Origin of the sequence: Pseudomonas sp. ABFPK, from assembly GCF_001586765.1 — a bacterium.
Lineage (GTDB): Bacteria > Pseudomonadota > Gammaproteobacteria > Pseudomonadales > Pseudomonadaceae > Aquipseudomonas > Aquipseudomonas asiatica.
In genome coordinates this window covers 12,596-38,508 of the sequence record NZ_LQXW01000078.1, presented here as the reverse complement: position 1 = coordinate 38,508, position 25,913 = coordinate 12,596, and the positions used below count along the sequence as shown (strand labels likewise).

At 62.5% G+C, this 25,913-nt stretch carries 21 protein-coding genes; 2 read left to right on the top strand and 19 right to left on the bottom strand.

Features of this window, described 5'->3' with window-relative positions:
• Window positions 1–130: 130 nt before the first annotated feature.
• The 15 genes from tssA to WM94_RS26820 all read right to left on the bottom strand — a co-directional run bounded on the left by tssA (window position 131) and on the right by WM94_RS26820 (window position 20,844).
• Window positions 131–1,228, bottom strand: coding sequence for a type VI secretion system protein TssA (tssA, locus tag WM94_RS26890; RefSeq protein ID WP_003260519.1), 1,098 nt, complete (start codon window positions 1,226–1,228; stop codon window positions 131–133).
• A 95-nt stretch (window positions 1,229–1,323) separates the two neighbouring features.
• A complete protein-coding gene (locus tag WM94_RS26885) occupies window positions 1,324–1,842 on the bottom strand; it encodes a type VI secretion system tube protein Hcp (RefSeq protein ID WP_039613679.1) in 519 nt (172 codons plus the stop codon).
• A gap of 143 nt (window positions 1,843–1,985) precedes the next feature.
• Window positions 1,986–4,481, bottom strand: coding sequence for a type VI secretion system membrane subunit TssM (gene tssM, locus WM94_RS26880; RefSeq protein ID WP_061552527.1), 2,496 nt, complete (start codon window positions 4,479–4,481; stop codon window positions 1,986–1,988).
• A complete protein-coding gene (tagF, locus tag WM94_RS26875; RefSeq protein ID WP_061552526.1) occupies window positions 4,478–5,386 on the bottom strand; it encodes a type VI secretion system-associated protein TagF in 909 nt (302 codons plus the stop codon). Before tagF ends, tssM begins: the two co-directional genes overlap by 4 nt.
• The gene (locus tag WM94_RS26870; RefSeq protein ID WP_061552525.1) at window positions 5,383–9,186 is read right to left on the bottom strand and encodes a type VI secretion protein IcmF/TssM N-terminal domain-containing protein; all 3,804 of its coding nucleotides are present in this window, start codon (window positions 9,184–9,186) and stop codon (window positions 5,383–5,385) included. Before WM94_RS26870 ends, tagF begins: the two co-directional genes overlap by 4 nt.
• 30 nt (window positions 9,187–9,216) lie before the next feature.
• A complete protein-coding gene (icmH, locus tag WM94_RS26865; protein WP_013972755.1) occupies window positions 9,217–9,933 on the bottom strand; it encodes a type IVB secretion system protein IcmH/DotU in 717 nt (238 codons plus the stop codon).
• The gene (gene tssK, locus WM94_RS26860) at window positions 9,930–11,273 is read right to left on the bottom strand and encodes a type VI secretion system baseplate subunit TssK (protein WP_061552524.1); all 1,344 of its coding nucleotides are present in this window, start codon (window positions 11,271–11,273) and stop codon (window positions 9,930–9,932) included. The genes icmH and tssK overlap by 4 nt, the downstream gene beginning before the upstream one ends.
• Window positions 11,270–11,992, bottom strand: coding sequence for a type VI secretion system lipoprotein TssJ (gene tssJ, locus WM94_RS26855; RefSeq protein ID WP_013972753.1), 723 nt, complete (start codon window positions 11,990–11,992; stop codon window positions 11,270–11,272). The genes tssK and tssJ overlap by 4 nt, the downstream gene beginning before the upstream one ends.
• Window positions 11,993–12,016: 24 nt before the next feature.
• Window positions 12,017–14,614, bottom strand: coding sequence for a type VI secretion system ATPase TssH (gene tssH / locus WM94_RS26850; protein ID WP_061552523.1), 2,598 nt, complete (start codon window positions 14,612–14,614; stop codon window positions 12,017–12,019).
• A complete protein-coding gene (gene tssG / locus WM94_RS26845) occupies window positions 14,611–15,681 on the bottom strand; it encodes a type VI secretion system baseplate subunit TssG (RefSeq protein WP_015270493.1) in 1,071 nt (356 codons plus the stop codon). The genes tssH and tssG overlap by 4 nt, the downstream gene beginning before the upstream one ends.
• Window positions 15,645–17,465, bottom strand: coding sequence for a type VI secretion system baseplate subunit TssF (gene tssF, locus WM94_RS26840; RefSeq protein WP_061552522.1), 1,821 nt, complete (start codon window positions 17,463–17,465; stop codon window positions 15,645–15,647). The genes tssG and tssF overlap by 37 nt, the downstream gene beginning before the upstream one ends.
• Window positions 17,465–17,947: a type VI secretion system baseplate subunit TssE gene (tssE, locus tag WM94_RS26835; RefSeq protein WP_013972749.1), complete on the bottom strand. Its 483-nt coding sequence runs from the start codon at window positions 17,945–17,947 to the stop codon at window positions 17,465–17,467. The genes tssF and tssE overlap by 1 nt, the downstream gene beginning before the upstream one ends.
• Window positions 17,948–17,973: 26 nt before the next feature.
• The gene (tssC, locus tag WM94_RS26830) at window positions 17,974–19,476 is read right to left on the bottom strand and encodes a type VI secretion system contractile sheath large subunit (protein WP_039613672.1); all 1,503 of its coding nucleotides are present in this window, start codon (window positions 19,474–19,476) and stop codon (window positions 17,974–17,976) included.
• 14 nt (window positions 19,477–19,490) lie between these two features.
• Window positions 19,491–20,030, bottom strand: a complete 540-nt coding sequence (tssB, locus tag WM94_RS26825; RefSeq protein ID WP_012272397.1) for a type VI secretion system contractile sheath small subunit — start codon at window positions 20,028–20,030, stop codon at window positions 19,491–19,493.
• A 64-nt stretch (window positions 20,031–20,094) separates the two neighbouring features.
• Window positions 20,095–20,844 (bottom strand): hypothetical protein, encoded by a 750-nt coding sequence (locus WM94_RS26820; protein WP_043936170.1) that lies wholly within the window; start codon window positions 20,842–20,844, stop codon window positions 20,095–20,097.
• Window positions 20,845–21,128: 284 nt separating this feature from the next.
• Between WM94_RS26820 and WM94_RS30345 the strand changes: the two genes are divergently transcribed.
• Complete coding sequence (locus WM94_RS30345) at window positions 21,129–21,437, top strand: hypothetical protein (protein ID WP_177342437.1); 309 nt, start codon at window positions 21,129–21,131, stop codon at window positions 21,435–21,437.
• Here WM94_RS30345 and WM94_RS30340 read toward each other — a convergent pair.
• The 4 genes from WM94_RS30340 to WM94_RS26800 form a co-directional block, all read right to left on the bottom strand.
• The gene (locus WM94_RS30340) at window positions 21,431–21,688 is read right to left on the bottom strand and encodes a hypothetical protein (protein ID WP_061552521.1); all 258 of its coding nucleotides are present in this window, start codon (window positions 21,686–21,688) and stop codon (window positions 21,431–21,433) included. The two genes, WM94_RS30345 and WM94_RS30340, sit on opposite strands and share 7 nt — an antisense overlap.
• On the bottom strand, window positions 21,685–22,107 hold the full coding sequence (locus WM94_RS26810; protein ID WP_233694840.1) for a hypothetical protein: 423 nt from the start codon (window positions 22,105–22,107) through the stop codon (window positions 21,685–21,687). Before WM94_RS26810 ends, WM94_RS30340 begins: the two co-directional genes overlap by 4 nt.
• A 97-nt stretch (window positions 22,108–22,204) precedes the next feature.
• Window positions 22,205–22,762 (bottom strand): hypothetical protein, encoded by a 558-nt coding sequence (locus WM94_RS26805; RefSeq protein WP_061552520.1) that lies wholly within the window; start codon window positions 22,760–22,762, stop codon window positions 22,205–22,207.
• Between the two features lie 2 nt (window positions 22,763–22,764).
• Window positions 22,765–23,781 (bottom strand): hypothetical protein, encoded by a 1,017-nt coding sequence (locus tag WM94_RS26800; RefSeq protein WP_061552519.1) that lies wholly within the window; start codon window positions 23,779–23,781, stop codon window positions 22,765–22,767.
• A gap of 270 nt (window positions 23,782–24,051) precedes the next feature.
• On the opposite strand from WM94_RS26800, the gene tssI reads away from it, so the two are divergent.
• Window positions 24,052–25,905: a type VI secretion system tip protein TssI/VgrG gene (gene tssI, locus WM94_RS26795; RefSeq protein WP_061552518.1), complete on the top strand. Its 1,854-nt coding sequence runs from the start codon at window positions 24,052–24,054 to the stop codon at window positions 25,903–25,905.
• Window positions 25,906–25,913: the final 8 nt, after the last annotated feature.

The window sequence follows — 25,913 nt, the reverse complement described above, 5'->3', positions numbered from 1 at the left end:
CACTCACGTTAGCAGTATTTGTGGTGGCTGTACCGGCCTCTTCGCGGGTAAACCCGCTCCCAAAGGGACCGCGTACAACCTGGGTGGGAGCGGGTTTACCCGCGAAGAGGCCGGTGTAGCCGATACAGCATCAGGATCTTGGCTCGCGGGTGCCCAGCACGTCGCGAATGTTGTCCACCACGTTGCTGTCCTTGATCACATCGCTCAGCCAGCCTTCCAGCGGCATGTTGCCCCACTTGATGGCGCGTTCGATCAGGTAAGGCACCGGGCTTTGCGGTTCGCTCTGCTTGAAGAACTGGGCGATACCCGCAAGCATGGTGAAGGCTTCGTCGCGGGTCAGTGGCGTCGTGCGCATCGGCGCAGGCGTGGTGGCCTGGACGGGTGTGTTCATCGGTTCACCTGCTTCGCTGGTGGGGGCAACAGTGGCTTCGGGTTCTGCCGCTGCCACAGTGGCGGGGTGCAGTTCGACACCGCGGTCCTTGAGCAGTTTTTCAGCCAGCTGGCTGGCGCGCGACAGCATGTCGGCAAGGCTGGCAAAGCTGGGCGCCTCATGGCCGAACAGGCGGTCGGCACTGGCTTGCAGGGCTTTGCAGGCCTCCAGGCTGGCGGCGATCTGCAGGGCCTTGGTGCGCAGGTGTTCGGTGTCGCTGAGCGCCACCGAGCGCTGGAAGATTTCGGCGTTGATCTTGCCTTCGTTCAGCGCGGTCTGCATTGCCTTGGGGTTCTGCAAGGCAAGGTTTTCTACGTAGCGTGATTCGTCATAGCGCAACACGCCAAAATTCTGCCCTTGGGTAATGGGCAAGCCACCGGCAATGTCGGTGAGCGTGGTCTTCAGCCAGGACAGCCGCGCAGCGCGTTCGTCCAGGCCATCTTCGAGTGTTGGGTACAGCGTGTCCCAGAATGCTTCCAGTACCTGTTCGGTCAGCCGAAGGCCAAAGGTGATGCCTTCGAAATGTTCACGCTGGGCCAACCCTTCGCTGAGCCAGGCTACCAGCATCAGGTCCTTGCTTTGCTGCGCCAGCCCTTGGGCTGACAGGTTGACCACCTGCTCCCAGTCGGCGGTCTTCAGGTCAGTTTGCCAGTCGCCCTGGGTCAGGTAGTCAGGGTCTGCCCGGCGCGCCTCCTTGATCTGGTCGAACAAGGCAGAGAAGCTCAAGTCTTCGCCACTGCCACCCTCGATGGGTGCGGTCAGCGTTGCCAGCGAAAGGTCATTGAGGATTTCAGGCATAAAACACTCTGGTCATGGCAGATGAACAGCGTGCCAGGTCACCTGGCACGCTGTGGGATGTGGGCCGCCGTAGCGGCCCCCGGGTACGCAGGTTATCAGGCAAACACTTTGTTCGCGGTGCGGTCCCAGCCGCCGACGATGTTGCCGCCAGCCTGGCCGTCGGTGCGGTTCTGCTGGGTGTAGGTGGTCTTGATGCGGGCGAAGTTGAAGCTGATTTCTTCGACCGGCAGGTCGCTCACAGCCTTGTCTTCACCGTTCTGGTTGCCACCGGCGATGAAGCGCACCGAGGAGACCACGACTTCTTCCATGTCGATGGTCAGGTACGTGACCTTGTCACCACCGGCACGGTTCACGTTCAGCTTCAGCTTGGCGATGTGCTTGCCGGTGCAGCAGTGTTCGAACAGCTTGGCCGAAGCCTTGTCCACTGCCTTGCGGATCTTGAAGTCGCTCAGCGCAACACGCTCGGAAGATGCACCGCCCGAGGAGCTGGCAGTAGCCGAGGTGGCCTGGGTGGCGCCGTACTCGTAGCCCAGCACTTCGATCCAGTCCTTGTGCTTGTCATCCAGTACTTCGCCCGGGATACCGTCGATTTGGATATACGCGTCAAATGCCATTGTGAAACTCTCCATTAACAACATTAAAAGGGTTGCTCATGCGCCCCTTGGTTTTGACCTCGCCGAACCTGTCGGCAGAGGTAGCTTTCCGCTACCCGGGCCTCCTCCTGTGAGGCCCGGGTAGCCGGTTCTTGCAGCGGGCTTCAGTTGAGCCCGCGTACTTCGATTTCCACCCGGCGGTTGGGCTCCAGGCACTTGATCAGTTGCGCCCGCGGTTGCTGCAGGTCGCAGTTGACCAGCGGCTTGCGGCTGCCTTCGCCCTGGGCGACCACCAGTTCGGCAGGTACGCCCTTGCCGACCAGGTAGGTGCGAATGGTCTGCGCCCGCTGTTTCGAAACCTGCAGGTTGCCTTGGCTGTCGCCGAGCTGGTCGGCGTGGCCGGAAATGATGATCTTGCCGATGTTGGGCGTGTTCAGCAGTTTGCTGGCAATCGCGCTCAGCTGGCTCTGGCCTTCGCTCTTCAGGCTCTGGAAGTCTGCGCGGCCGAAGGCGAACAGGGTGTCGGACTCCAGCGTGATGGTCTCGATCGAACGCAGCGACTGGGCGCGCAGGCTGTCGATGTAATTGCGCGAACTGGACATCAGGAAGGCGTTGTCGAGGATACGCGGCACATCCGGCTCACGAATCTGGTCGCTGTAGAAGGTGATCTGGCGGCTGGCGTACAGGTAGTCCTGGTTGCCGCCGGCCTCGCTGGCGGCCGCGGCCATGCTCTTGCCGGTATGGCGAGCGATGGCCGGGTACCAGTAGTCGGGCAGGTGCGCCTTGAGAAACGCCGGGTCGGCGTTTTCGCGTCGGGCCGGCGAGAGCATCACGTAGGTATCCAGCGCCGCCTTGCCGAAGTCGGCGATCGACTGCGCGCGGTTGTCATGTGGCAGCGCCTCGGCCTCGACGCTGTCCACGCCGCTCACAGGCTGCAGTTCGCGGGTGTTGCGCTGGTACACCTTGATCGTCGTCAGCAGGTACAGGGTGCGGGTCAGGTTGTCTGCCGTGGGCTTGAGCATCACGTTCTGCAGCGTGGCGAAGTAACGGCTGCGCAGCAGCGGCTCGACCTCGTGGCCCTGGTACAGGCCCAGGCGCATGCCCAGCGGCACGCCCTGTTCGCGGTGCTGCCGATAGTAGTGCTCGGCCCAGAAGCGCAAGCGGTCAAGGCTATGCCAGGCGGCGTACTGGCCGCGGGCAGCCTGGTCGTCGGCCTTGGCCTGGGCCAGTTCGCCGGCGATGCTGGCCAGGGTGGCGCGGTTGTTCAGGTACGACCAGCCCCACAGGCTGCACAGCACCAGGGCTGCCAGGCCGGTGGCGGCAACCCAGCCCGCCTTGCGCCGGCGCTCCCGCGTGTTGCTGGTGTACAGCGCCACCAGGTGCTGGTCGGGGATGATCACCTTGCGGAACAGGCTGTTGATGAACAGCGGCGCCGGCTGGCTGACGGCAGTGGCGGTGCCTTCGGCATGTTCGAGGGCGAAGCGTTCGGCCACATGCTGGCCGTGGCTGCCCCACAGGGCTTCGTCGGCCTGCAGTGCGGCAGTGAAATAGAAACCGCGCAGCATTTCGGCGTTCTGGTACGGGTTGGCGCGCAGCAGGCTGTCGACGAATTGTTGCAGGCGCGGCTTGAGTGCGGCCAGCTCCAGCGGGAAGCGATAGGCCGCATTGTTCTGCCGGGTCACCTGAATGTCTTGCTGCACCAGTTGCTGGTTCGCCACCTGCTGCCAGTAACCGGTCAGCTCGTCCATCGCCTTGCCGAAACGCTGGCCCCAGTCGGCCTGTTCGTAACCCTTGTGCGAGAAGGTCTTGCCCATCACCTCTCCACGCGCGGCGTCGTCCAGCTGGCGATAGAACGGGGTGAAGCCGGGGATCAGGTCGCACTTGGTGAACACCAGGTAGATCGGCAGGCGCACTTCCAGCAGCGCGCAGCTTTCCTGGATCCGTTCACGCAGGCGCTTGGCCACGCGGTCCTGGTCCTCGGCCGAGCCATGCAGGATGTCGGCGATGCTGACGCTGACGATCAAGCCGTTGAGAGGGCGGCGTTGGCGATGCTGGCCCAACAGCTGCAGGAAGCCGCGCCACTTGCCGGCTTCTTCGGGGCTGTTCATGTAGCGCCCGGCGGTATCCAGCAGCACGGCTTCGGAGCTGAAGAACCAGTCGCAGTTGCGCGTGCCGCCAAGCCCCGCAACCCGTGCGCCTTCGCGTTCGGCATAGGGGAAGTTCAGGCCCGACTGCAGGATCATCGTGCTCTTGCCGGCGGCCGGCTGGCCGATCACCAGGTACCAGGGCAGGGCGTACAGCGCGTCCTTGGCCGAGGTGCCGCGAGGCGTGTTGCTGCGCAGGCGCTCGATGCTCTGCAGCAGGCGTTCGCGCAGCAGGCTTACTTCTTCGCGATCGGCGGGGGTGGCATTGAGTACCGCCTGGTCGGCATCGTCGCGCAGCAACCCTTCGAGGTTGTGGTGCTGGCCGGCGCCGCGGTACAGCAGCAGTACATAGCCCGCCGACAGCAGCAGAAACACGCCGATACCGGCCAGCAGGCTATGCAGCGAGGCAAAGCCCAGGGCGCAGCCGATGGCCCAGACCAGGAAGATCGCCAGGAAGAACGCCACTCCCAGCAGGTAGGGTTGGTAGCGCAGGCAGTAGTACTTGATCTTGTTCATACAGGCGTCGCATCCAGCGCATCGACGAATTGGCCGATGACATGTTCAAGAGATCGGTCGTAATCGTGCAGCCGTGGCGCTACCGTCAGCGGGTCGAGCGGCTCCAGATGCTGACCTGCTTCGGCGCAACCACTGAGCAGGCGGTAGGCACAGTTGGCGTGGCGCGACGGTAGGCAGTACAGCCGTGGTTTCATGAAGTCGTCGGCCAGCAGGCTCACCGCCGGCACGCCGGGCTGCCGGCTCATGCGGGTCAGCCAGGTCAGCCAGAGGTCGGCGGTAGGGTTTTTCAGCCCGCGTTCGGCCGGCAAGGGCAGCTCGATGCCACCGGCGAAATCGTTGTGCAGCACGGCTCGGCTTGACTGCAGCAGCGCAAGCGCCTTGTCACTTTTGAAGTCCGGCCAGGAGCGCAGCAGGGCGCGGGCGACATCGGCCAAGCTGAAATCCTTGAGGAATTTGGCGTGCACCTGGCGGAACAGGTCGAGGTCCTGGGCCTGCAGCGGCCGCAGGGCCTTGATGCGTTCGAACAGGCTGGCGCAGTCAGCACCCTGCACCGCCTGGTGCAGCATCGGCTTGATCTGCGCGCTGAAAAGCTCGCCGAGGGTGAACGGGTTCACCAGCATCGTGGCTCCCTCGCCCTTGAGCAACTGGAAGATGAAGAACGGGTAGCGTCGCTGGCTGGCATCCCGCGAGCTGAGCAGGCCACCCAGCAGCCAGTTGCCGTTGCTCGCGCGGTAATTGAAGAAGCACATCGGCAGTGCGTCGAACAATGCCTGCCAGTCTTCGCGGTGGCGCATGGCCGCCAGCGCAGACTGCAGCCAAGCGTCGAACTCGCAGACTTCTTCCGCCGCGCCATGCAGGCTGACGAAGTCTGCGCTCGACGGCAGCTTGCCGAAGCAACCGATCATTGGGCGCCCCTGTCGTTGAGGGCGCTCAGCGCCTTGACATCACCCAGGTCGGTCAGTTTCACCCCACCGAAGTTACGCACTACAAGGCTCACGCGGCCGCTGGCGGTGTTCCAGCTGAAGCGTTGCTGAATGCCGTCCAGGTCCTCGACTCGGGCGCTTTCGTTCATGCGCAGCAGGCCCCAGCGCCCGGGGAAGTCGAACACAGTGACCCGCGCGCCACTGAGGGTGACCACATCCAGGCGGGCACCCGGAGCGTTGCTGGTGCCCGGCCAGGCGAAGCGGTTCCAGCTACTGCGGCCGTTGCGGTAGTGCTGTTCCTGGCCATCGAGGGTGAACACGATGTCGGTGAAGTTGGCAGAAGGTTCCAGCATGATTTCGAAGCCGTTGTCACGGTCCGACAGGCTGGCGATCACCTGGCCCACGGAGCTGGCCTTGTCGATGCTGTTGAGCATGCCTGGGTTGACCAGCGCCGGTGCCTTGCCGTCGCCCACACCCAGGCCTTCACCCCCGGCCAGGTTGCCGATTTCGTTGCGCTTGAAGGCCGGCAGCAGGCCACTGTCGGGGTCGACGAAGCGCTGCAGGTCCTTTACCGACGCCTCGTTGCGGCTGCTGCCGGCAATCGGGTAGCGGTGCGCCATGACCTGTTCCCAAGGTTTGGCGATCTGCTGCGCCCAGGCCTTGGCGATTTGCTGGCCGGCCGGGTCGCGCAGGGTCGCCCAGGCATACTGGATAGGCAGGCTGAACAGCCCCTGCAGCGAGCGCGACAGGCCGTCCTGGCTGGTGTCGACGCTGCTCTCCACGTAGTTGCGCACGGTGGTGATCTCGCTCGGCTGGCCTTCCAGGGTCTCGCTGATCAGCTGCTTGCTGCTCTTGCCCACATCCTGCGAACGCTGGATGTTGTTCATGCGTACCTTGAGCTTGCGCAAGGCGGCCAGGTAGCGGTCCATGATGGTGCTGTCGGCACCTTCGGCGTTGTTTTCGGCGAATACCCGCGCCACCGGTTCGAAGCGCTTGGCCAGGCTGCCGTCGTCCACCGCCGGCAGGGTCGGGGCGACGTTGGCGGGCAGGGCGTCCTTGGTGTCGAGCAGGCCGGAGACCTTGCTCCAGAAGCCGTCATCGCGGGTACTACCGGGGGCCGGGATGGCGTGCTTGACCGGCAGGTCCCACTGGGTGTTGTCATTGACCGCCGCTAGCAGGTTCTTTACCGGCGAGTTCTGCACATCGCTGAGCAGCCCCAGCTGCTGGGTGGCCGAGGCCAGGTCGGCGAAGTGGCGTACCCCCACGCTGCTGACCATCTTGTACCAGGCCTGGGTGTAGTCGCGTTTGTAGCGGGTCATGAACTCGCGCACGAAGTTGGCCTTTTGCACGATGGCATCGCCACCTTCACCGTCCAGCACCCAGTCCGATTCGTTGCGCAGGTTGCCCGACACCAGCTTGATCAGTTCCGGCTTGACGAAGGTGTCCCAGCCCTGGCGGGTATAGATTGCCGGTACGCCAGCAGAGCCATACAGCAACGCGCGGCCCGGTTGCGGCACCAGGTCGTTCAGGCTCAGTGCCGGGAACTGGCGGCTCGACTCGAGTTGCAGGCGCAGGTACTCGCGATCGACCAGCGAGCTGGAGATCATGAACGACTTGAGATTCTGCCGGGTTTCGTTGATCAGCTGTTCGTTACGCGGCAACGACGGCGCCTGGCCTTGTTCCAGCAACTGTACGTAAAGCGGGGCATTTTCTGCGATCACGGCTGCGTCGGCCGGAGTGCCTTCGGTGGCGGCGCTGGCCCAGGCCTGGGGCAGGTTGGCAGCGACGAAGGCCGGGTCCGGATGGCCTTGGGGCTCGGTCAGCAACAGGTACAGCTTGAGGGTGTTGTAGGCATCGATGATCGAGGCCACCTGCTGTTCGTCGAGGCGCCCGAGCATTTCTTCGGACAGTGACAGGCCACCGGTGGTGGCAGACAGCTCGGCGGCATCGCTGGCGGTGGCCAGGTTGACCTTGGCGGCATAGGCACCGGCGCGGCTGTTGCCCAGCGCAGCCTGGGCCTTGGCTGCAATGGCCGGGGCCAGCGGCTTGCCGTTGCGTTTTTTCGGTGTCGGGGCCGGGGTGAATTCCAGCTCCTGGTTGATACCGTTGGCAAAGGTGTTGAAGGCCCGCATCTGCACTTGCAGGCTGCGTGCGATCGGCTCCAGCGCCTGGCTGCGCAGTTGCGCCAGGTAGGCGGTGCGAGTCACCTGGTGGATGGCTTCGCCATGGTACAGGCCACCCCCCAACTGCAGGGGTACACCCTGCAGGCGATGGGTTTCGACGCGGGCCATTTGTTCGCGCAGCACTTCCAGGCCCTTGCCTGCGGCCAGCTGCTGCTCGCGGTCTTCTGCCTGCTCGATCTGCGCCAGCTGCCCGCGCAGGCTGTCCAGCCATTGGCGGTTATTGGTGAACGACAGTGCCTGCCAACCGATGAACAGCAACCCGGTCGCGGCGGCCAGGCCCAGCAGCAGCGGGCTGAACGCAGCCTGGCGGCCCAGGCGCGACTGGTACAGGGTCAGGTCACGATCGGGGAAGATCACCTGGCGGAAGGTGTCGGTGATGAAGTAGCTGCGGTTGCCCGCGGCCTTGCCGACGCTCTCGGCGTGCTCATCGTAGGCGGCTTGCAGGGCGAATTCGTCGGCGATGACGTCTTCGTATACCTGGCCCAGCTGCTGCCCGGTCTGCAGGGCGCTGGTGAAGTACAGGCCGCGCAGCAGCAGCGGGGCACCGCCGCGATGGCCGCGGGTGAAGTGCTCCAGGAACTGCTCGAGGACACCGCTGAGTGCGGCGAAGTATTGCGGGAAGTTCAGCAGGGTGCTGTCGGCTTCGGCACCGAGGGCGATCACCTGCGCGTCGACATGCTGGCGAATGTGATTCTGCAGGTTGCCCAGGCGCGTCTGCAGTACGGCGTGCAGGCCGTTGTTGCGGATTTCCGACAGGCCGAAGGTCATGCCCAGCGGTTGCTGGCGTTCATGCAGGTCGAGGCCGTCGAACGCCTGGCTGAAGCCCGGCAACTGGTCGGTCTTGCTCAGCATCAGGTAGACCGGCGGGTTGGCGTCAAGGCACTCGGCGTACTCTTCCACCCGCGCCACCAGCTGGGCCGCCAGGGCATTGCGTTCGTCGCTGTTGGCCGCCAGCAGCTCGGGCAGGCTGACCACCATTACCAGGCCATTGATCGCCGCCTTGCCGCGCTGCTTGCGCAGCATGCGCAGGAAGGCCGAGAACTCGCTGGCCGACTGGTCATCACGCAAATAGCGGCCGGCGGTGTCGATCATTACCGCGTCGGGGCTGAAGTACCAGTCGCAGTGCTGGGTGCCGCTTTCGCTGTCGTTGGCCGTGGCAATGCTGGCCGACAGGCCGGAATGGGTCAGCAGCGAGGTCTTGCCGGCTGCCGACATGCCAACCACCAGGTACCAGGGCAGGTCGGACAGTGCCGCCTTGCCACCGCCTCCAGCGGAGCGGTCGGTGCGCAACATGGCAATGGCATGCTTGAGGCGTTCGCGCAGCACCTGCTGGTCACGGAACTCGCCAGTGGCATTCCACGAGCGATCAACCTCGATCTGCAGCAGGTTCTCCAGGTTGTGCTCGGCGCGAATGCGCTGGTATTGGCGCAGCACGATCACCAGCAGGAAGCAGGCGCTGATGATTGCCAGTGCTTCGGGCAGGTGCTGTTGCAGCCATGGCAGCAACGGGGCGACCAACCAGCAGGTCAACAGGCTCGCCAGCCACAGCAGCAGCAGGAGAAACCAGAAATTCTTCAAAAGGCGCAGTAATGTTTTCATGTCTTCCTGACTCGGCTACCTGACGTTTGCTCAGGCACTGAACAGCTGGCGGATTTGTTCGGAAAGGGCGGCGACGTCCTTGTCCAGCAACCAGTCCAGCGTCAGGTACACGGCGACGCAGACCAGCGCGATCAGCGCCAGGTAAACCCACAGCGGCACCTCGTGGCGCAGCATCTGCGACACCTGGTCGGGCAGTGCCCAGTCCGGTGACAGTGCTTTGGGCGCCTTGCGGTAGCGGGCAATATCCTGGCCCAGGGTATTGGCCAGGTAGCGCAGCTGGTCTTTCTGGCCGAGGCTGAACTTGCCCTCGAAGCCCAAGGCCAGGCACAGGTGGTAGACCTCGAGTACATCGATGTTCTGCTTGACGTCGGCACGCAGCGCATCGACCTTCTCGAAGAAGCCTTCACCCGCCAGGTGCACGCCGAAGTAGCGGAACTGCAGCGGCTGCAGCTCGAAGTGCTGGCGCAGCTGGTTGTCGCTCGCGCGCAGCACGCTCTCGTCGAGGAAGGCACACAGCGCGTACTGGGTGTCCTTGACCTGTTCGGCGCTGTAGTTGGCAGCGCGGGCTTCGCGTTCCAGGTTGGCGAAGAACCGTTCCACGCTGGCTTCGAATGCCGGCACCGAGGTGACCTGACGACCACGCCGCACGATCAGGGCCATGCTGATGAAGTCCTGGACCAGGTCCTTGAGCGTCGGTTTGTCGTTGGCGGCCGCGACGGCGCCCTGTTGCAATACGGCTTCGGTCATTTGAGCACCGCCATCAGTTCAAGCTTGAGGTTGGTAAAGGCGCTGGGCGCGTAGAAGCAGATGGTCTGGGCATTCATCATTCGCTCATAGACATGGCCGTGCGGCTCGATGGCGAAGTACTGGTTGTCCAGGCGCACCGGAATTGCGTTGGGCAGCCGTGCGGCATGGTTGAGCGTGACGCCGGGCATCGCGCTGTTGACCACCACCTCGATGTCTTCCGGCGAGCCGACCTTGAATGCCCGCGGTACCAGCTCCAGCAGGCTGGCACCAGGCATGTCGGCATGGACCGAGATATAGAAGTCGGCCTCGGTCAGGCGTGGATCGTGCAACTGGCCCTGCCAGTACGACGGCTTGGTCTGGTTGAGGTTGATGACGATGCACTGGTTGGGCACCACGTTGTCGAGCATCACCCGGATCATCTCGTCGAGCTTGACCAGCGACGCGGCCGGGTCGTGATGGTCGTATTCGGGGATGTCGCTGAGCTGGGTGTCCAGGGTGAACGTCAGCAGGCCACCCGCCAGGTCGGCAAGGAACAGGTACAGGCGCTCGGGGTGCAGGCGCGGGTGCGCCAGCAGATGGGCCAGCTGCGGGTGGGCGCGGTTGACGGTGTTCAGCAGCCAGAACAGGGTTACGTCGCTGGAGCCGAACTCGGCGATCTGGTCGGCGCGTTCGCGGCGTCGGCCGGACAGGGCCTTGCTCTTGGCCTGCAGGGCGCCGAGCAGGCGCTTGCCGATGCCGGCCAGGGTCTCGTGGCTGCCCAGATGCAGAGTGGGGTGGACGAAATGCGGGTCGAGATTGAAACCGCCCATGCTGTTGCGGGACAGCCTGGCCAGCGGGCAGTGGCTGTAGCCGTCCAGGCTGTCACCGTCCACCAGCAGCACCACGTTCAGGCGCAGGCTGGTGATTTCGTTTTCCAGCTCGCCTTCATTGAGGTCGGGCAGGGTATCGAACTGCTTGCGGAAACGCCGCGCGGCCTTGTGTTCCTGGCCGTCCTCGACATAGTTCAGGCCGAATGGCTCGGGCAGTTTCAAGGCAGCATGAACCTTGAGGTCGTTGGCCTTGAGCAGGTCCTTGAGGTCGCGGGCAGCCGGCAACGGGTCGTGCTGCGGTGCGTCGTAAAGGCTGCCGTCAGGGAACACCAGCTTGAGTCGCTTGAGCTGCAGCGAACCGTTGGCCAGGGCGTCCTCATCCACCTGCAGTACCTGCACACCCCAATGGAATGGGGTGGTGCGCAAGGTCGCCTCGGCCAGCTGGTGCTGGTGGAACTCATCCTGGTACTGGAAGTGCTGAGGCAGCAGGAACATGCCTTCCGACCACATCACCCGGCTCTGCTTGCTCATTTGACGCTATCCACTAAAGAGTTGAAGGTTGAATCCATGGTGTTCTGTGCCGATTTGCCGGCGGCATCGCTGGCCTTGTCGAGCACGGCGTCCTGCACCTTGTCGGTGAGCGTCGGTGCGTTGTCCCGGGCCTTCTGCGCGGCTGCCAGCTGGTCGGCGGTCGGCGGTTTGTTCAGTACGTCGACGCCACGCATGGCGCTGATTTCGGTGTTGTCCACCAGCACCCGCAGGCCGTCGGAAGAGAACCAGATACCGTCCTTGCGCAGCGAGTTGGCGTCGAAGGCGACCTTCCAGCGCGCGTCCTGTTCGTTGCGGAAGAACGCTGCCACGCCGACGTAGCGAGCGCTCTTGGCCAGTGGCCACTGGTCGATCTGGCCGATGCCCGGCAGCAGGGTGATCTCGCGGGCTTCCACCAGGGTGTTGCCCAAGGCCTTTTCCGGGGTGTCCCACAGGGTCTCGGCATCGGTCGCGGCGAAGCGTTCGAGGTCGGTCAGCTGGTACACGCGCATCACCACCGACAGCGGCTTGCCCTCGGCATCGGGGTTGAGCTGGTTGCCGCCGTCGGAGGTCAGAATGACCTTTTCGCTGTCGGCCAGCATGTCGGCCGCCCAGCTGTCTTCCATGCGCTTGCCGATACGGTCGGTGACCCCGCAGCCGGCCAGCGCCACCAGCAAGGCAGCTGTGGTCAGGCGTTTGAGGGCGGTGTGCTTGTGTTGCATGACGGCAAAACCTCCGTGTACTGGTCAGGCCACGCGATAGGCGAAATCGCCATCGCTGCCCAGCTCGATCGCAAGACGCTGGATCGGCGTGTCCTGGGCCATGCGCTCGAGCACGCGCTGGGCGAGCTCGGGCATCAGGGTCTGGGACAGGATGTTGTCGATGTTGCGCGCACCGCTGTCGACCTCGGTGCAGCGCGCGGCGATGGCCTTGACCAACGCCTGGTCGTAGCTGAGCTCGGCCTGGTGGTTGCGGGCGAAGCGCTTGGCGATGCGTTCGAGCTTGAGGGCGACGATGCGCTCGAGGATCTGGTCCTGCACCGGGTAGAACGGCACGATGCTCAGGCGGCCGAGGAAGGCCGGCTTGAACACATGGTTGAGCTGGTCACGCAGGTCTTCGACGATCGCTGCGGGCGTCGGTAGCTCGGTGGCGTTCAGGCAGGTCTGCATGATGCGCTCGGTACCGGTATTGGAGGTGAGGATGATCACCGTGTTGCGGAAATTGATCTCGCGGCCTTCGCCATCGTCCAGCACGCCCTTGTCGAATACCTGGAAGAACAGTTCGAGCACGTCGGGGTGGGCTTTTTCCACCTCGTCGAGCAACACCACGCTGTACGGCTTGCGGCGCACCGCCTCGGTCAGCACGCCGCCTTCGCCATAGCCGACATAGCCGGGAGGCGAGCCCTTGAGGCTCGAAACGGTGTGAGCTTCCTGGTACTCGGACATGTTGATGGTGATGAGGTTGCGTTCACCGCCGTACAGGGTATCGGCCAGGGCCAGCGCGGTTTCGGTCTTGCCGACGCCGCTGGGGCCGAGCAGCAGGAACACACCGATCGGTTTGTTCGGGTCTTCCATGCGTGCGCGGGAAATCTTGATGCGCTTGCCGATCTCGTGCAGGGCGTGGTCCTGGCCCAGCACGCGCTCACCAAGCAGGGCCGGCAGGCGCTGCACGGTGTCGATCTCGTCACGCAGCATCTTGCCCAGCGGGATACCGGTCCAGCCGCTGATGACCTGGGCGATGGCGCCGCTGTCGACCAGGGCATGGACCAGGGGCTGATCGCCTTGCACGCGGGCCAGTTCGGCACGCAGGGCGTTGAGCTGCTTGGCATCGGCCTCGCTGGCGGCGTCCAGCGCCTTGAGCTGTTCGACCAGTTCCAGCTCCTGTTGCCACTGCGTGTTCAGCTGCTGCTCCCGCTGCTGCTCGGCCTGCAGGGCAGCCTGCAGCTCGCCCAGGCGGCGAGTGTGGTCGTGGCCTTTGCCGGCTTCGTGGCCGAGCACGGCGATTTCGGCCTGCAGGTTGTCGATCTGGCGTCGGCAGTCTTCCAGGGCGCCAGGTTGCGACGATTGCGCCAGGGCAATGCGTGCGCAGGCGGTGTCGAGCACGCTGACCGCCTTGTCGGGCAGCTGGCGGCCGGTGATGTAGCGGTTGGACAGGCGCACGGCCTGCACCAGCGCTTCGTCCATCACCGCTACCTTGTGGTGTTCGCGCATCTTGCCGAGCAGGCCGCGCAGCATGTGGATGGCCTTGTCTTCGTCGGGTTCCTCCACCTTGACCACCTGGAAGCGGCGGGCGAGGGCGGCGTCCTTCTCGAAGTACTTCTTGTATTCGGCCCAGGTAGTGGCGGCGATGGTGCGCAGCTCGCCACGGGCCAGGGCCGGCTTGAGCAGGTTGGCGGCATCGTTCTGCCCGGCCTGGCCACCGGAACCGATCAGGGTGTGGGCTTCGTCGATGAACAGGATGATCGGGTGCAGGCTGCGTTTGACCTCTTCGATCACTGCCTTGAGGCGGTTCTCGAACTCGCCCTTGACCCCGGCGCCGGCCTGCAGCAGGCCCAGGTCGAGGGTGTGCAGGGCCACATCCTTGAGCACCGCCGGCACGTCACCTTGGGCGATGCGCAGGGCCAGGCCTTCGACCACGGCGGTTTTGCCGACCCCGGCTTCGCCGGTGAGGATCGGGTTGTTCTGCCGACGGCGGGTGAGGATGTCGACCATCTGCCGTACTTCGAACTCGCGGCCCAGCACCGGGTCGATGCGGCCTTCGCGGGCGCTCTGGGTGAGGTTGACCGTGTACTGGTCCAGCGCCGGAGTCTTGCCGCCGGCCTTGTTCGCACTGTTCACTGGCGCCGCAGGGCTGGCCAACGGGCTGGCCTGCCGGGACTCGGCGCTGCCTTCCACCAGCGCCGCAAGGTTCAGGCGCAGGTCATCGGCGTTGATTTTCTCCAGCTCCGGCGCCGAGGCGATCACCACGCGACGCAGTTCGGCATCGTCGAGCAGGGCCTGCAGCAGGTGAGCGCTGCGCACCTGGCCGACGCCGTATTCGATCGACGCCAGCAGCCAGGCCTGCTCGATCATGCGGGTGATGTGCGGCGACAGCGCCGGGGTGCGGGTATTACCTTTCTTGAAGGTGCCCAGGGCCGTGACCAACTGCGCCTGCAGGCGCTCGGCGACTACTTCGTAGTGGCGCAGGATCGTCGCCAGGTCGCTGTCGCTGTTGTCGAGCAACTGCAGCAGCAGGTGCTCCACCTCCACGTCGTAATGGTGCTCCGACAGGCACAGGGCCGCCGCGCTTTCCGTGGCCGTGCGGCTGGTTTCGTTGAGCTTGGCGAACAGAGACTTCAGGTTCACAAGGCGACCCCATCGTAAGGAATGTGGAAGACGGCGCAACGCGAAGGCTCCGCGTCACGACCAGGGCGTTTGAGCCAGCCCAGCCAGCCCAGGGCGACATTGCCACTGCGGCCCAGCTGGGCGCGTGGCACCGCCTCGCGCTTGAGGCGCGGGGCAATTTCGAAATCCAGTTCGGCGCCTATATAGAAGCGCACCAGCTCGACCAGCTTGCGGTAGCACGCGGTGCCCGGCTGGAAGCGCTGGTAATCGGCCAGGCTTAGCGGGCCCAGCTCGATGCGGATGCACGACTGGTAGTCCCAGACCCGGTTGCCGGCTACGGCGCTGTGGCCGAGCTGGGCATTGCGGCGGCCGAGCTGGGTGCATTGTTCGGGCTGCAGGTGCAGCCAGCGCCCGGCGAACTGGCGGACCTTGATCGGCAGCGAGAAATAGAAGCCGAGCATGCGTTCGAGGTTCAGCGCGTTGCGCGGCTTCTGGCTGAGCAGGCCGGCAAAGTAGCTGAACAGCTCGCGGCGCAGCGCGGTTGGTTGCTGCTCGAACTTGAGTTGCTGCGCGCGCGGGCCGAGGCCGACCAGGTTGAGCAGGTAGCCATCGAAGCCCGAAGTGCCATTGCGCTCGTGCTCGATATGAAATTTGTACTTCTGCCAGGCTTCGTAGAACAGCGTGGTCATGCGGTGCGAGAAGATGTCGAGAAACGCGTGGGCGGCATCGTCGCGATACTGCACGTGGCGCTCCAGCAGCAGCTCGGTATACGGGCGCGGCAGTACGCCTGACGGCCCGACCAGGCCCATGAAGGTGACCTGCACTTCCGACAGCGGCAGGCCGGCCGGCGACACCTTGCCTTCGCGCTCGAAGTGCAGGTCGCTGACCTCGCTGGCCGGGAACGCCAGCGACAGCTGGGTACGAAAACGCAGCGGGTCTTCGTGCGGCCGGGTTGCCAGGTCCATGCGCCCGGTACGGCTGTAGTGCAGGCGGAGCAGGCGCACCAATTGAAAGAATTCGAATCGGTGCGGCTCGGCTCGGGCCTGATCGATCAGACCAGGGGCTGATCGCCGGTGCGTGCTGGCCATTGGACGACTCTCTTTTCTCGTTGTTGGGTGCGCAGGGTCAGTTGGGTGAAGCTGTTCATCGAGCAGTACTGGCCGAAGAAGTGGTCCAGCACCATGCCGAACAGGTACACGCCACTGCCGATGAACTGGCTTTCATCCAGGGTCAGCGTGATGCCGACGCCACGTACGAAGTTCGGCCGCGGGTGGCCGATGCGTGCGACCACCGGCTCGCTGCTGATCGCCTTGATGCCGTTGATCTGTTTGCGAATGGCGGAAACATTGCGGTAGTTGTACAGCGACAACAGCTCCAGCAGCACTTCGCGGCCCTGGCTGACCAGCGACATATGGTTCAGCGACAGGTGGGCGATCAACCGCCAGATCAGGCCCTTGCCCAGGGGCACACGCACCGTGGCGGTGGGCTTGCGCAGGCAGCGGATATCCTTGATCACCGAGTTGGCGGGAATGTTGAAGTCACCACGTTCGCCCCCGAACGGCAGCATCAGCGGTACATCTCGGTTGCTGCAGGTAAGGCCGATGCTGAGGGTGTCGCTGCTGGCGTCGATCAGCTCCAGGTCCCGGTCGACCACGCGGATGCTCATGGCGGTGGCGTCACCCTGGATGCGCCGGCGCGCCACCCAGAAGCTGCTGTGCGGGTCCTGCTCGCCACGGGGTTCGAAAAACGGGTGGCAGGTGGCGACCTGGTCGATGCCGCCGAGTTTGCGCACCCGCCGTACGCGGTCGATCGAGACGACTTCGGCAGCGTTGTGCAGCCGTGTATCGGGAGTGACCGGGTATTCGTGCTGGGTGTGGGTCAGCTTGATCGGTTCGGCTTGCTGGCGGAACAGGTTGATGATCGGTGTGCAGTTGAGCTTGAAGTTGTTGCGCCCGATGTTCTGTGTCAGCCGCGCCAGGCGCTCGCTGAGGTCGTAGTCGGAGAAATAGAAGTTGATCTCGACCTGCTCGATGGCCTTGCCCTGCAGGATGCGGGCAAAGCCGTTCAGGTCGAAGAACATGAACTTGTCGGGGAAGGTGAAGTACTCGTGCAGCAGGCGGTAGCCCAGGAACGAGCGCTCGGAGTAGTCCACCAGGCCTTCGTCACGGGCGTAGCCCACGGCTTTCAGGGCATCGGCCGGCAAGGCCACTTCGCGGCTGCGGCCCTGGTCCTGGAAGCTCAGGGTGGCCTTGGCCAGGTTGTTGAACAGCAGCTCGTACAGCTGCAGCATCAGGGTCGCCTCGCCGTCGAGGAAGAACCGCAGGCGGTCCAGTTCCATCTGCCCGAACAGGGCATAGCCGGTGGCTGCCAGGCGGATGCGCAGGCGTGCGACCAGGTCGGCGCTGTGGCCGTTGAAGGCCGAACGCTCCAGTTCGGCGAACGAGGCCTGCTGCACGGCAATCGGCCACAGCTCAACCGGGTAGCAGGTGCGGAACTTGCACACCACACCTTCTACGGCATTGGCATGCATCTCGGTATGGCGCGCCACCCGGTAGGCTTCGGTGACTTTCTCGTGCTTGCCCAGGCTCAGCTCGGCAATCGACATCGATGGGGTAGGGCGCAGGTAGTGTGGGTACAGCACCTCGAGGAAGGATTCGACGATTTCCGGAAACTCGTCATCGAGCTTCTTGTGCACCCGCGCAGACAGGAACGAGAACGCCTCGATCAGGCGCTCGGTGTGCGGGTCTTCGCAGTTGTCGCCCTCGATCAACAGCCGCGAAGCGATTTTCGGGTACTGCGCGGCAAACTCCTGGCCGAGGAAGCGCAGGTGCGACAGTTCCTTTTCGTAGTAGGGCAGCAGTTCGTCGAGCATCAGTTGAGGTTCTGCACTTTGTATTCCTGGGTGTTGACCTGCAGCACGGCGTCGAATGACACCTGGCGGCTGATGTCCTGCAGACGCAACACGGCGTCCACGCGGAAGGTCAACATGCGGTGGCCGTTCTGCTGGGCCAGCAGCTGCACGCGGACCCGGCGAAAACGTCGGTCCCCTGTGCTGATCGCCCGCTCCAGTTGCTGCTGGATCAGGCGCCGATCATGCGGGTCGAGCACGCTGCGGCTGATGAAGTCGGGCATGCCGTATTCGAGGATGGAGCCACCGAGCTGGCTGTAGCCCTCCAGCTCTTCGGCGACCAGGCTCTGGCGAGTGTTCACCAGTACCTCCAGGTCACGGACGATGCTGGCCTTGTACTCGCTCAACGAGCAGGTGCGTTGCACGGCTGGCTCGGCCGACTGGTACGGACGGTCGTCCAGCAGTCGGTCGAGCAGCGAGGGCAGCAGGCGGGCCTGGTTACTCATGTGTCATCCCTGTACACACCGGCCTGTCAGCCGCGCGCGCCCTGTGGCAGCTCGGCAACCAGGCGCAGCGAAGCGGTCAGCTCATCCAGCTGGTAGTGCGGGCGCAGGTAGGTCACGGCCTTGTACACACCTGGCTTGCCCGGCACTTCGAACACCTCGGCGCGGGCTTCGCGCAGCGGGAACTTGGCCTTGGCTTCCTGGCTGGCGGTGTCGTCGAGCAGCACGTAGCTGGCCAGCCACTGGTTGAGGAAGCGCTCGACATCCATGCGCGAGGCGAAGCTACCGATCTTGTCGCGCATGATGGCTTTCATGTAGTGGGCGATGCGCGAAGTGGCGAAGATGTACTGCAGCTGGGCCGACAGGCGCGCGTTGGCGTTGGCGATGTCGGTGTTGTACTGCTTCTGCTTCTGCGCCGACTGGGTGCCGAAGAACGCGGCATAGTCGGTGCCCTTGCAGTGCACCAGGGGAATGAAGCCCAGGTCCGACAGCTCTTTTTCGCGGCGGTCGGTGATGGCGATTTCGGTCGGGCACTTGAGGGCGATTTCGCCGTCGTCGGTCTTGAAGGTGTGGGTTGGCAAACCTTCGACCAGGCCGCCACCTTCCACGCCGCGGATGGCCACGCACCAGCCGTAGCGGGCGAAGGCATCGGTAACGCGGGTGCCGAGGGCGTAGGCAGCGTTCATCCACAGGTACTTGTTGTGGTCGCGGCCATCGACGCTTTCGACGAAGTTGAATTCTTCCACCGGGGTGGTATCGGGGCCATACGGCAGGCGACCGAGCACGTGCGGCAGGGTGAGACCGACGTAGCGCGAGTCTTCCGAGGCGCGGAACGACTTCCACTTGGCGTATTCGACGGTGTCGAAGATCTTTGCCAGGTCACGCGGGCCGGACATCTCGGTGAAGGAGTCCCAGCCGAACAGCTCGGGGGAGGCGGCCGAAATGAACGGGGCATGGGCGGCCGCGGCGACGTGCGAGATCTCCTCCAGCAGGTACATGTCTTCGGGGTTGCGGTTGAACTCGTAGTCACCGATCAGCATGCCGAAAGGCGCGCCGCCGAAGGTGCCGTACTCTTCTTCGTAGACCTTCTTGAACAGCGCGCTCTGGTCGAATTCGCTGGCGGCCTTCAGGTCGCGTACCAGGTCCTTCTTCGAGGCATTGAGCAGGTGGATCTTCAGCGTGGTGCTGGTCTCGGTCTGGTCTACCTGGTATTTCAGGCCGCGCCAGGAGGCTTCCAGCTGCTGGAATTCACGGGCGTGCATGATTTCGTTCATCTGCTCGGAAAGCATCGCGTCGATCTCGGCGATACGCGAATCGAGCACGGCGATCAGGTCCTTGCTCGGGGTCATCTCACCCTCGAGCACCTGGTTCACCAGTTCGCCAATCAGGTCGCGGGTGCGGTTGCGCTCGGTGTCGGAGCGGGCCACGCGGCTTTGCGAAATGATGCTGTCGAGCAACGATGCCTGTGGCGCGAAGTTTTCCACTTCGACCAGTTCGCCGGCCTGTTGCGGTGCGGTTTGCTTGTCGGTCATGTTCGGGCTCCTGCTCAGGCGCGATCGCTGCTGGATGGGTCTTTCACTTCGGCTTCACGGCCGAATTCCTTGCCCAGGGTCTTGAGCTTCTCGGTGTTCTGCAGCACGTCCATCAGCAGCTCTTCGAGCTTGTCGTTGCCGCCCATCTTGTTACGCAGGTCGGCCAGCTTGTTGCGCACTTCCAGCAGTTTGCGCAGCGGTTCGACCTGCTTGACCACGTTCTGTGGCTCGAAGTCTTCGAGGCTGTTGAAGTTCAGCTCCACGCCCAGCTGGGTGCCGTTCTTGGCCAGGGTGTTGTCGACGCGGTAGGTCAGGCGTGGCTTGATGCCCTTGAGCACGCCGTTGAAGTTGTCGCGGTCGATGAACACGAACTTGCGGTCCTTGAGCTTGGGCAGGGGCTCCAGCGGGTTGCCGGAGAAGTCGCCCAGTACGCCGACGACGAAGGGCAGCTCCTTTTTCTCGATGGCATCGCCGATGTCCACGTCGTAGGTGATATGGACCCGAGGCGCGCGAACGCGGTCGAGTTTGTGCTGAGTGCTTTCCTTCTTCGCCATCGTGTTCTCCAGTGCGAGCAATTCGCTGCGAATCATTGCGCGGCCCGTTGCCGGGCGCTGCGCGTTACAGTCCTTCGATCGTCAGCAGCAGGCGCTGACGGATTTCGTCGTTCATTTCCAGGATGTTGTCGCGGCCCACCAGCTCTTCGAAGCTGGTGTTGCCGGCAATTTGCGTGCTGCTGCGGATGACCGAGTCGTCGGGCAGTTCAGAGCGCACCGGCGAGCTGATGACGCAGAACGGCAGGTCGCCAAAGCCCTTGAGGCGCTCGAAGCTCAGGTTGTAGCGCAGGCCCTCGAACAGCCGGCCAAGGCCAGGCGACTTGCTCAGGCAGTAGAACAGCACCAGGTAGTGCACCACGAAGCGGTACAGCTCGGCGCTGCTGCGGTTGGGGTCTTTGATGACGTTGCGAAACCGCGCCAGGTCGAAGGCGTGGAAGCCCACCACCCAGCGGGTCGGGCTGGTGATGCGGATGACCTGGCCGCTGTGTTCCAGGGCCTTGTCGTATTCCAGCGGGAACAGTTCGGGGGTGGTGCTGATCAGGTTCAGCGGTACTTCCAGCTCGGTGACCAGCTGGAACGGCGCGGCCGAGCCGATACGTTCGTAGAGTTCGACCAGGGCCTGGAAGTGGCCCTGGGTTTCGCGCCCGCTGCTGCGCTGGGCGCCTTGCAGGTATTCGCCAAACAGGGTTTGCGGACGGATCAGCGGTGCCACCGTGGCGAGGTAATCCGCCGCCTGCGCCTTCAGCGCATCGGAGATCGCCCGCGTCTGGCTACGCAGCTTGATCAGTGCTTCGACATCGAATGTCTGTGTCATCGGTGCATCGTCCATGTGCCTGCTTGATCGTCCTGAAACGCCAATGGCGTGGACCTGAAATTGCGCCTCTCGACGGCGGCAAACTTGAGTGCTGGCACATGAATATCGTGTTGCCAGCAATGCCGAGTAGGGCACCTCGCTGCGGAAGAAGTTCCGGCGAGGAAGGCAATTTTTTCCCCGCTTTGTGATGTGACGCAATGATGGCGTCGTGATATTGACTGGGGTTTCGGGCGCGGGAAATGGGAGTTCAAGCCCTAAAATTTGGGTGTGCGAGGGGTATGAGCGTGAGAAAATTTCTTTGCAAAAGTTTTTTGCAAAAAGTGAATCCGGTCTCATTTTTTGCGCGGATCGTATTCTCCGGAGGTGTTGCCAAAGCACGTCTGGATGATGGCAGCGCGACGGAATGCGCCGCGCGCAAGGGTGTTATCAAGCGTGGTCCATCCGTTTGGATGGCCTATGCCGTACCTGCAGAGGCAACGGTCTGGTCAATAACCTTGAAAACGAGCATGATCACTATGGGAGCGGGCACGCCCGCGAAGCAGGCGACGCGGTGGATGGCCGCCTGCTCCGGTCGCGCAGGGGCAGGTCAGTGACATGGTCTGCGGTGGGCCTTTCCACCTCGCGCCAGGTGGATGAACTCGACGAGCTGGCTTGCGACAGCCATTGATGGCCAGGCTACGTCGGCTAATGAAAAGTGACGGGTAGAGTCGAGTTCCATGATCACTACTGAACGTTTTTTTGGGGGCATTTGGGCGTTCTGGTTTTTGCTGCTGATGATTTCAGTGTTCATGCTGGGGGTGGCGCCAAAAATTGTCTTCGTGCCCATGGCAGTGGCGACAGTCATGACGTTCTGCTGGTGCGTGAAATGCGCTCATCGTTGACCCAGAACAATTGCCAGGCAGAGCCCGATATCACCAGCTTAGGGCAGGGCGAGTAGCCTCTGCCAAGCAGCGCAAGGGTCGTCAGAACCATAACGGCAGGGACGACGTAGAGCAGCGTCTTCAGGGAAAGCCCGAACATCAGCGCCTGGAAGCGGTGCAGTCGTGTGCCTGCGGGCGGGTCGAATTTTTTCCCGGTCCAGGCACATATCGCACAACCAACCAGCAGAATTGCCACCGCCGGCGGTGCCATGAGCAGGCCGAACGCGAGGTAAGGTGTTTCCACGACAGGCGCGCCACGCAGTAATCTGCCGTACAGCGGGAACAGGTAGTTGATGTAGGCGTAGACCGAGAAGGCCGCGACCAACAGCATGGCGATGATCATGCCGACAGCCAGCAGTCTGATATTAAGGGGCGATGATACAGATGAAGTTTATGAGTATCGAATTTTCATCTATAGAGCCCTGCTGTACTAGTGTTTCTCACTGCTGTCCATCAGCTTTCGTGCAAATAGCTCGATTGCCAACACGCTTGCAGGGTTGCTCGTCGCTGTTGTAAAAATCAGGTTTGAAGCAATATCGCACATCATTGACCCAGTACACCTTCCAGGCCGACCCTGAAATCAGGAGTTTCTGGCACGGGGTGTACCCCTTCGACCACAGGCCAAAAGTCACGAGTAATGCCAGCGCCGGCGCAATATAGATCATTGACCAAAGTGTCAATTTGTATGAGTTATGTTGAAAGCGGAACATCCGGGAATGGGGGGGCGGGTCGAATTTTTTCGCGCGCCAGCAGGCATGCAGTGATGTAACAACTATGATTGGGGTGACCGTACACATGGCGATGAGCATAAACACCAGATAGGGCGTCACCACGATTGGGGCATTCGTTAAGAGCCTTCCGAACAAGGAGAGTAGATTGCTCCCAAGCCAATAAGCTGACAGAATGCCCAATATCGAAGTTGCTAGGCCAGTCGCGAGGGCCATGAGACGAAACAGGTGGGGAGAGCGCTCGTGGAGCTCATGAGGTTGAATAGTCATGGTTAAAACTTTGGAAAGTTGAACGTCGGGAGTGAGGGCATAGAGGGAAGTTCAGGCACAGTAGGCCATCCAGGCAGATTGAGGTCTCCTGGCCGAAGTTTTTGCAGTGCCCAGCGCTTGGCCTCATTATAGAGAGTGTCTGCCACCTCGCTAGCAATATTGGTGATTTGTTTCTCTGCGTATTTTTGCAAGTCCTTGGTACTAATCTGCATGGCCTGCTGGCCCAAATATTCAATTTGGTCCACGGCATACCGAAGGCCCGCTTTAACCGAGTTTTTTATTCCATAGCGGACATCAAGCTCGTTAAGCCCAACGCCAACTGCGAATACAACGGCAGCCCCCAGGATGACGGGTGCGGCGGCGAAAGTGGCCATTGAGCCAATGGCCAGCCCGAAAGCATACCCGATCGCCGAAGCTATACCGGCTTTGATCAGCTCAACGCCAATACCGCCAAACAGGTCGCTCATCACATGCTCGTCGGCAAATACCCATTCTGCGACTTCGATGGCTACCGCCACATAACACGAAAGCTTGAAGCCTTTGATCGACGAACCGCGCACACCGTATTTGCCGATGCCCATGCTGACCAGCTTGGCGTTCTGGATGCCATAACGGGGAGCATTTAGCGTCTTGCGCAGGCCTGGGTAGCCGGTGAGGATCACGTACTGCTTGCCGTTGCGTATGGTGTAGCGCACCTTTGTGCCCAGCCCGTTCATGTCGCGAATGAAACCGGCAGTATTTTTCATGTCCCATGCGGCCATGGCCGTGGGCACGCCCCAGGTCGTATTGACGAAGGTGTGGGGCAGGCCGTTGTAGGTGGATTTCACGCTCTGCCAGGTGCCGGTCAGCATGTCGCCCTGGGTGCGTGTGCACACTTGTGGAGCCTGCGTTGCACCGTGAGTTCTCTGGGCGAACTGGGCTTGTGCCTGAAAGTCCTCGATCGACATGATCACCATCTCCCGGTGATTCTGGTCCATCTCCCGGTCCAGTTGGCTGAGTTGGTTTTCACTCACGCTCATGGCGATTCTTCTCCCTGAAATTCGCAGTGTATTGCCTCTCGGCTGAGCGCAAGGAGCGTACACCCCCGATGACCGACTGATCAAACCGATGGACACAATACGATGCAATTAACCAAAAAACCGCCTGCTGCTCTACAGTCCGCGATACTGCTTCCCGTAGAAGCATTTTGACGTCAGCTTGATGGAATCTGGCGTATCGCCATCATTTGACAGCCTCTTTTAAGCGCGTTTTCATTGCAAGATTTCCAGCTTGATGCAGGATGCATTGACATGATTACGGACGCCCTCGAATCGATCCTCACGCAGCATCAACGTCTGTTTACCTTCGACTCGCCGCTGCCGCCCGAACAAGAACTGCAACTGCTGAGCTTCAGCGGCCGCGAGGGGATTTCGGAGCTGTTCAGTTTCCAGGTGCAGCTTATCTCCCAGGATGCGCGCATCGAGCTCAAGAAGCTCATCGGCAAGAAAGTGACGGTAGGGATCGCCCTGGCTGATGGCAGCACACGCTACATCAGCGCGCACGTGTCGGACTTCGTCCATGCTGGTGCCGACGGCGGCATTGCCAATTACACTGCCGAACTCGTGCCGTGGATATGGATCCTCAGCCGTCGCCGCGATTCGCGGATATTCCAGGACAAGACCACCGAGCAGATCGTCAAGGACGTCTTTGCGTACTACCTGACCCTGGCCGATTACGAGTTTCGTCTGAGCCAACCGCTCAAACCGATCAGCTACTGCACCCAGTACCAGGAGTCGGACCTGAACTTCGTGTTGCGCCTGCTCGAGCAAGAAGGGCTGTTTTTCACCTTCGAGCACTCCCAGGAAGGCCATCGCATGATCATCAGCGATGACAGCAGCATGCTTCCGCAGCTGGAGCGCCAACCGCTGATTCGTTACCACAGTGCTTCAGTCACCGAAACCGCAGACTCGATCACCAAATGGTCTTCGGCGCGGCGGATGCAACCAACGCGCCTGGCCTTGAAATCCTTCGACTACAAGCAACCGGGCAACCCACACCTGGTGCAGTTGAATTCCGTCAACCAGCAGGGTGAGGTCGGCCAGTATGAAGTCTTCGAATACGAAGGTCTCTACGGCTACGCCGATGCCGATGAAGGCGTGCGCAAGGCGCGGCGTCGGCTGGAGGCGATGGAAGTGGACGGCAAGACCTTCCATGGCGAGAGCAACTGTCGCGTCATGGAGCCTGGCTACTACTTTGAATTGAGTCAGCATTACGATCACGACAATGACGCCCCGGATGACCGACAGTTTCTGCTGCTTTCGGTTACCCACTGGGGGCAGAACAATTACACCAACGACGGTGAGGCGGGCTACCGCAACAGCTTCAGCTGCATTCGCCGGAAAATTCCGTTCCGCCCTGCATTGAACACGCCTAGGGCGGGCATCAGCGGGCCGCAGACTGCCATCATCGTCGGCCCCCCCGGCGAAGAGATCTACACCGATGAACTGGGCCGGGTGAAGTTACAGTTCCACTGGGACCGCAACGGCGAGTTCAACGACCAGAGCTCCTGCTGGGTACGCGTCGCCCAAGCTGGTGCCAGCGGTGGCTTCGGCAGCATCCAGATCCCACGCGTGGGCGACGAAGTGGTGGTGGTGTTCCTCGATGGCAACCCCGACCGCCCGCTGATCATGGGCAGCCTGTACAACAGCACCAACACCCCGCCATGGTCGCTGCCGGCGAACAAGACCCAGAGTGGTTTCCTGACCCGGTCGATGAAGGGCGACGGCGGTACCGCCAACTTCTTCCGCTTCGAGGACAAGGCTGGCGCCGAGCAGATCATCATGCATGCCGAGCGCAACATGGATACCGAGATCGAGTTGGATGAGACCCATGATGTGGGGAACAACCGCACGATTACGGTGGGCGGCACGCACACCGAAACGGTCAAGAAAGACACCATGGTGCAAGTGACCGAAGGTTCCTACACCCTGCAGGTCGACAACCAGTTCATACAGGTGGCTGCCAAGCAGCACATCATCCTGCAGGTGGGCGACAGCAGCATCACGCTGACCCCGGAAGGCATCGAGATCAAAGGCAAGGTCATCGTGACCACCAGCACCGACACCACCCAGATCACTGGCGCTGCAGTGCGGATCAACGACTGAGGCAAGGT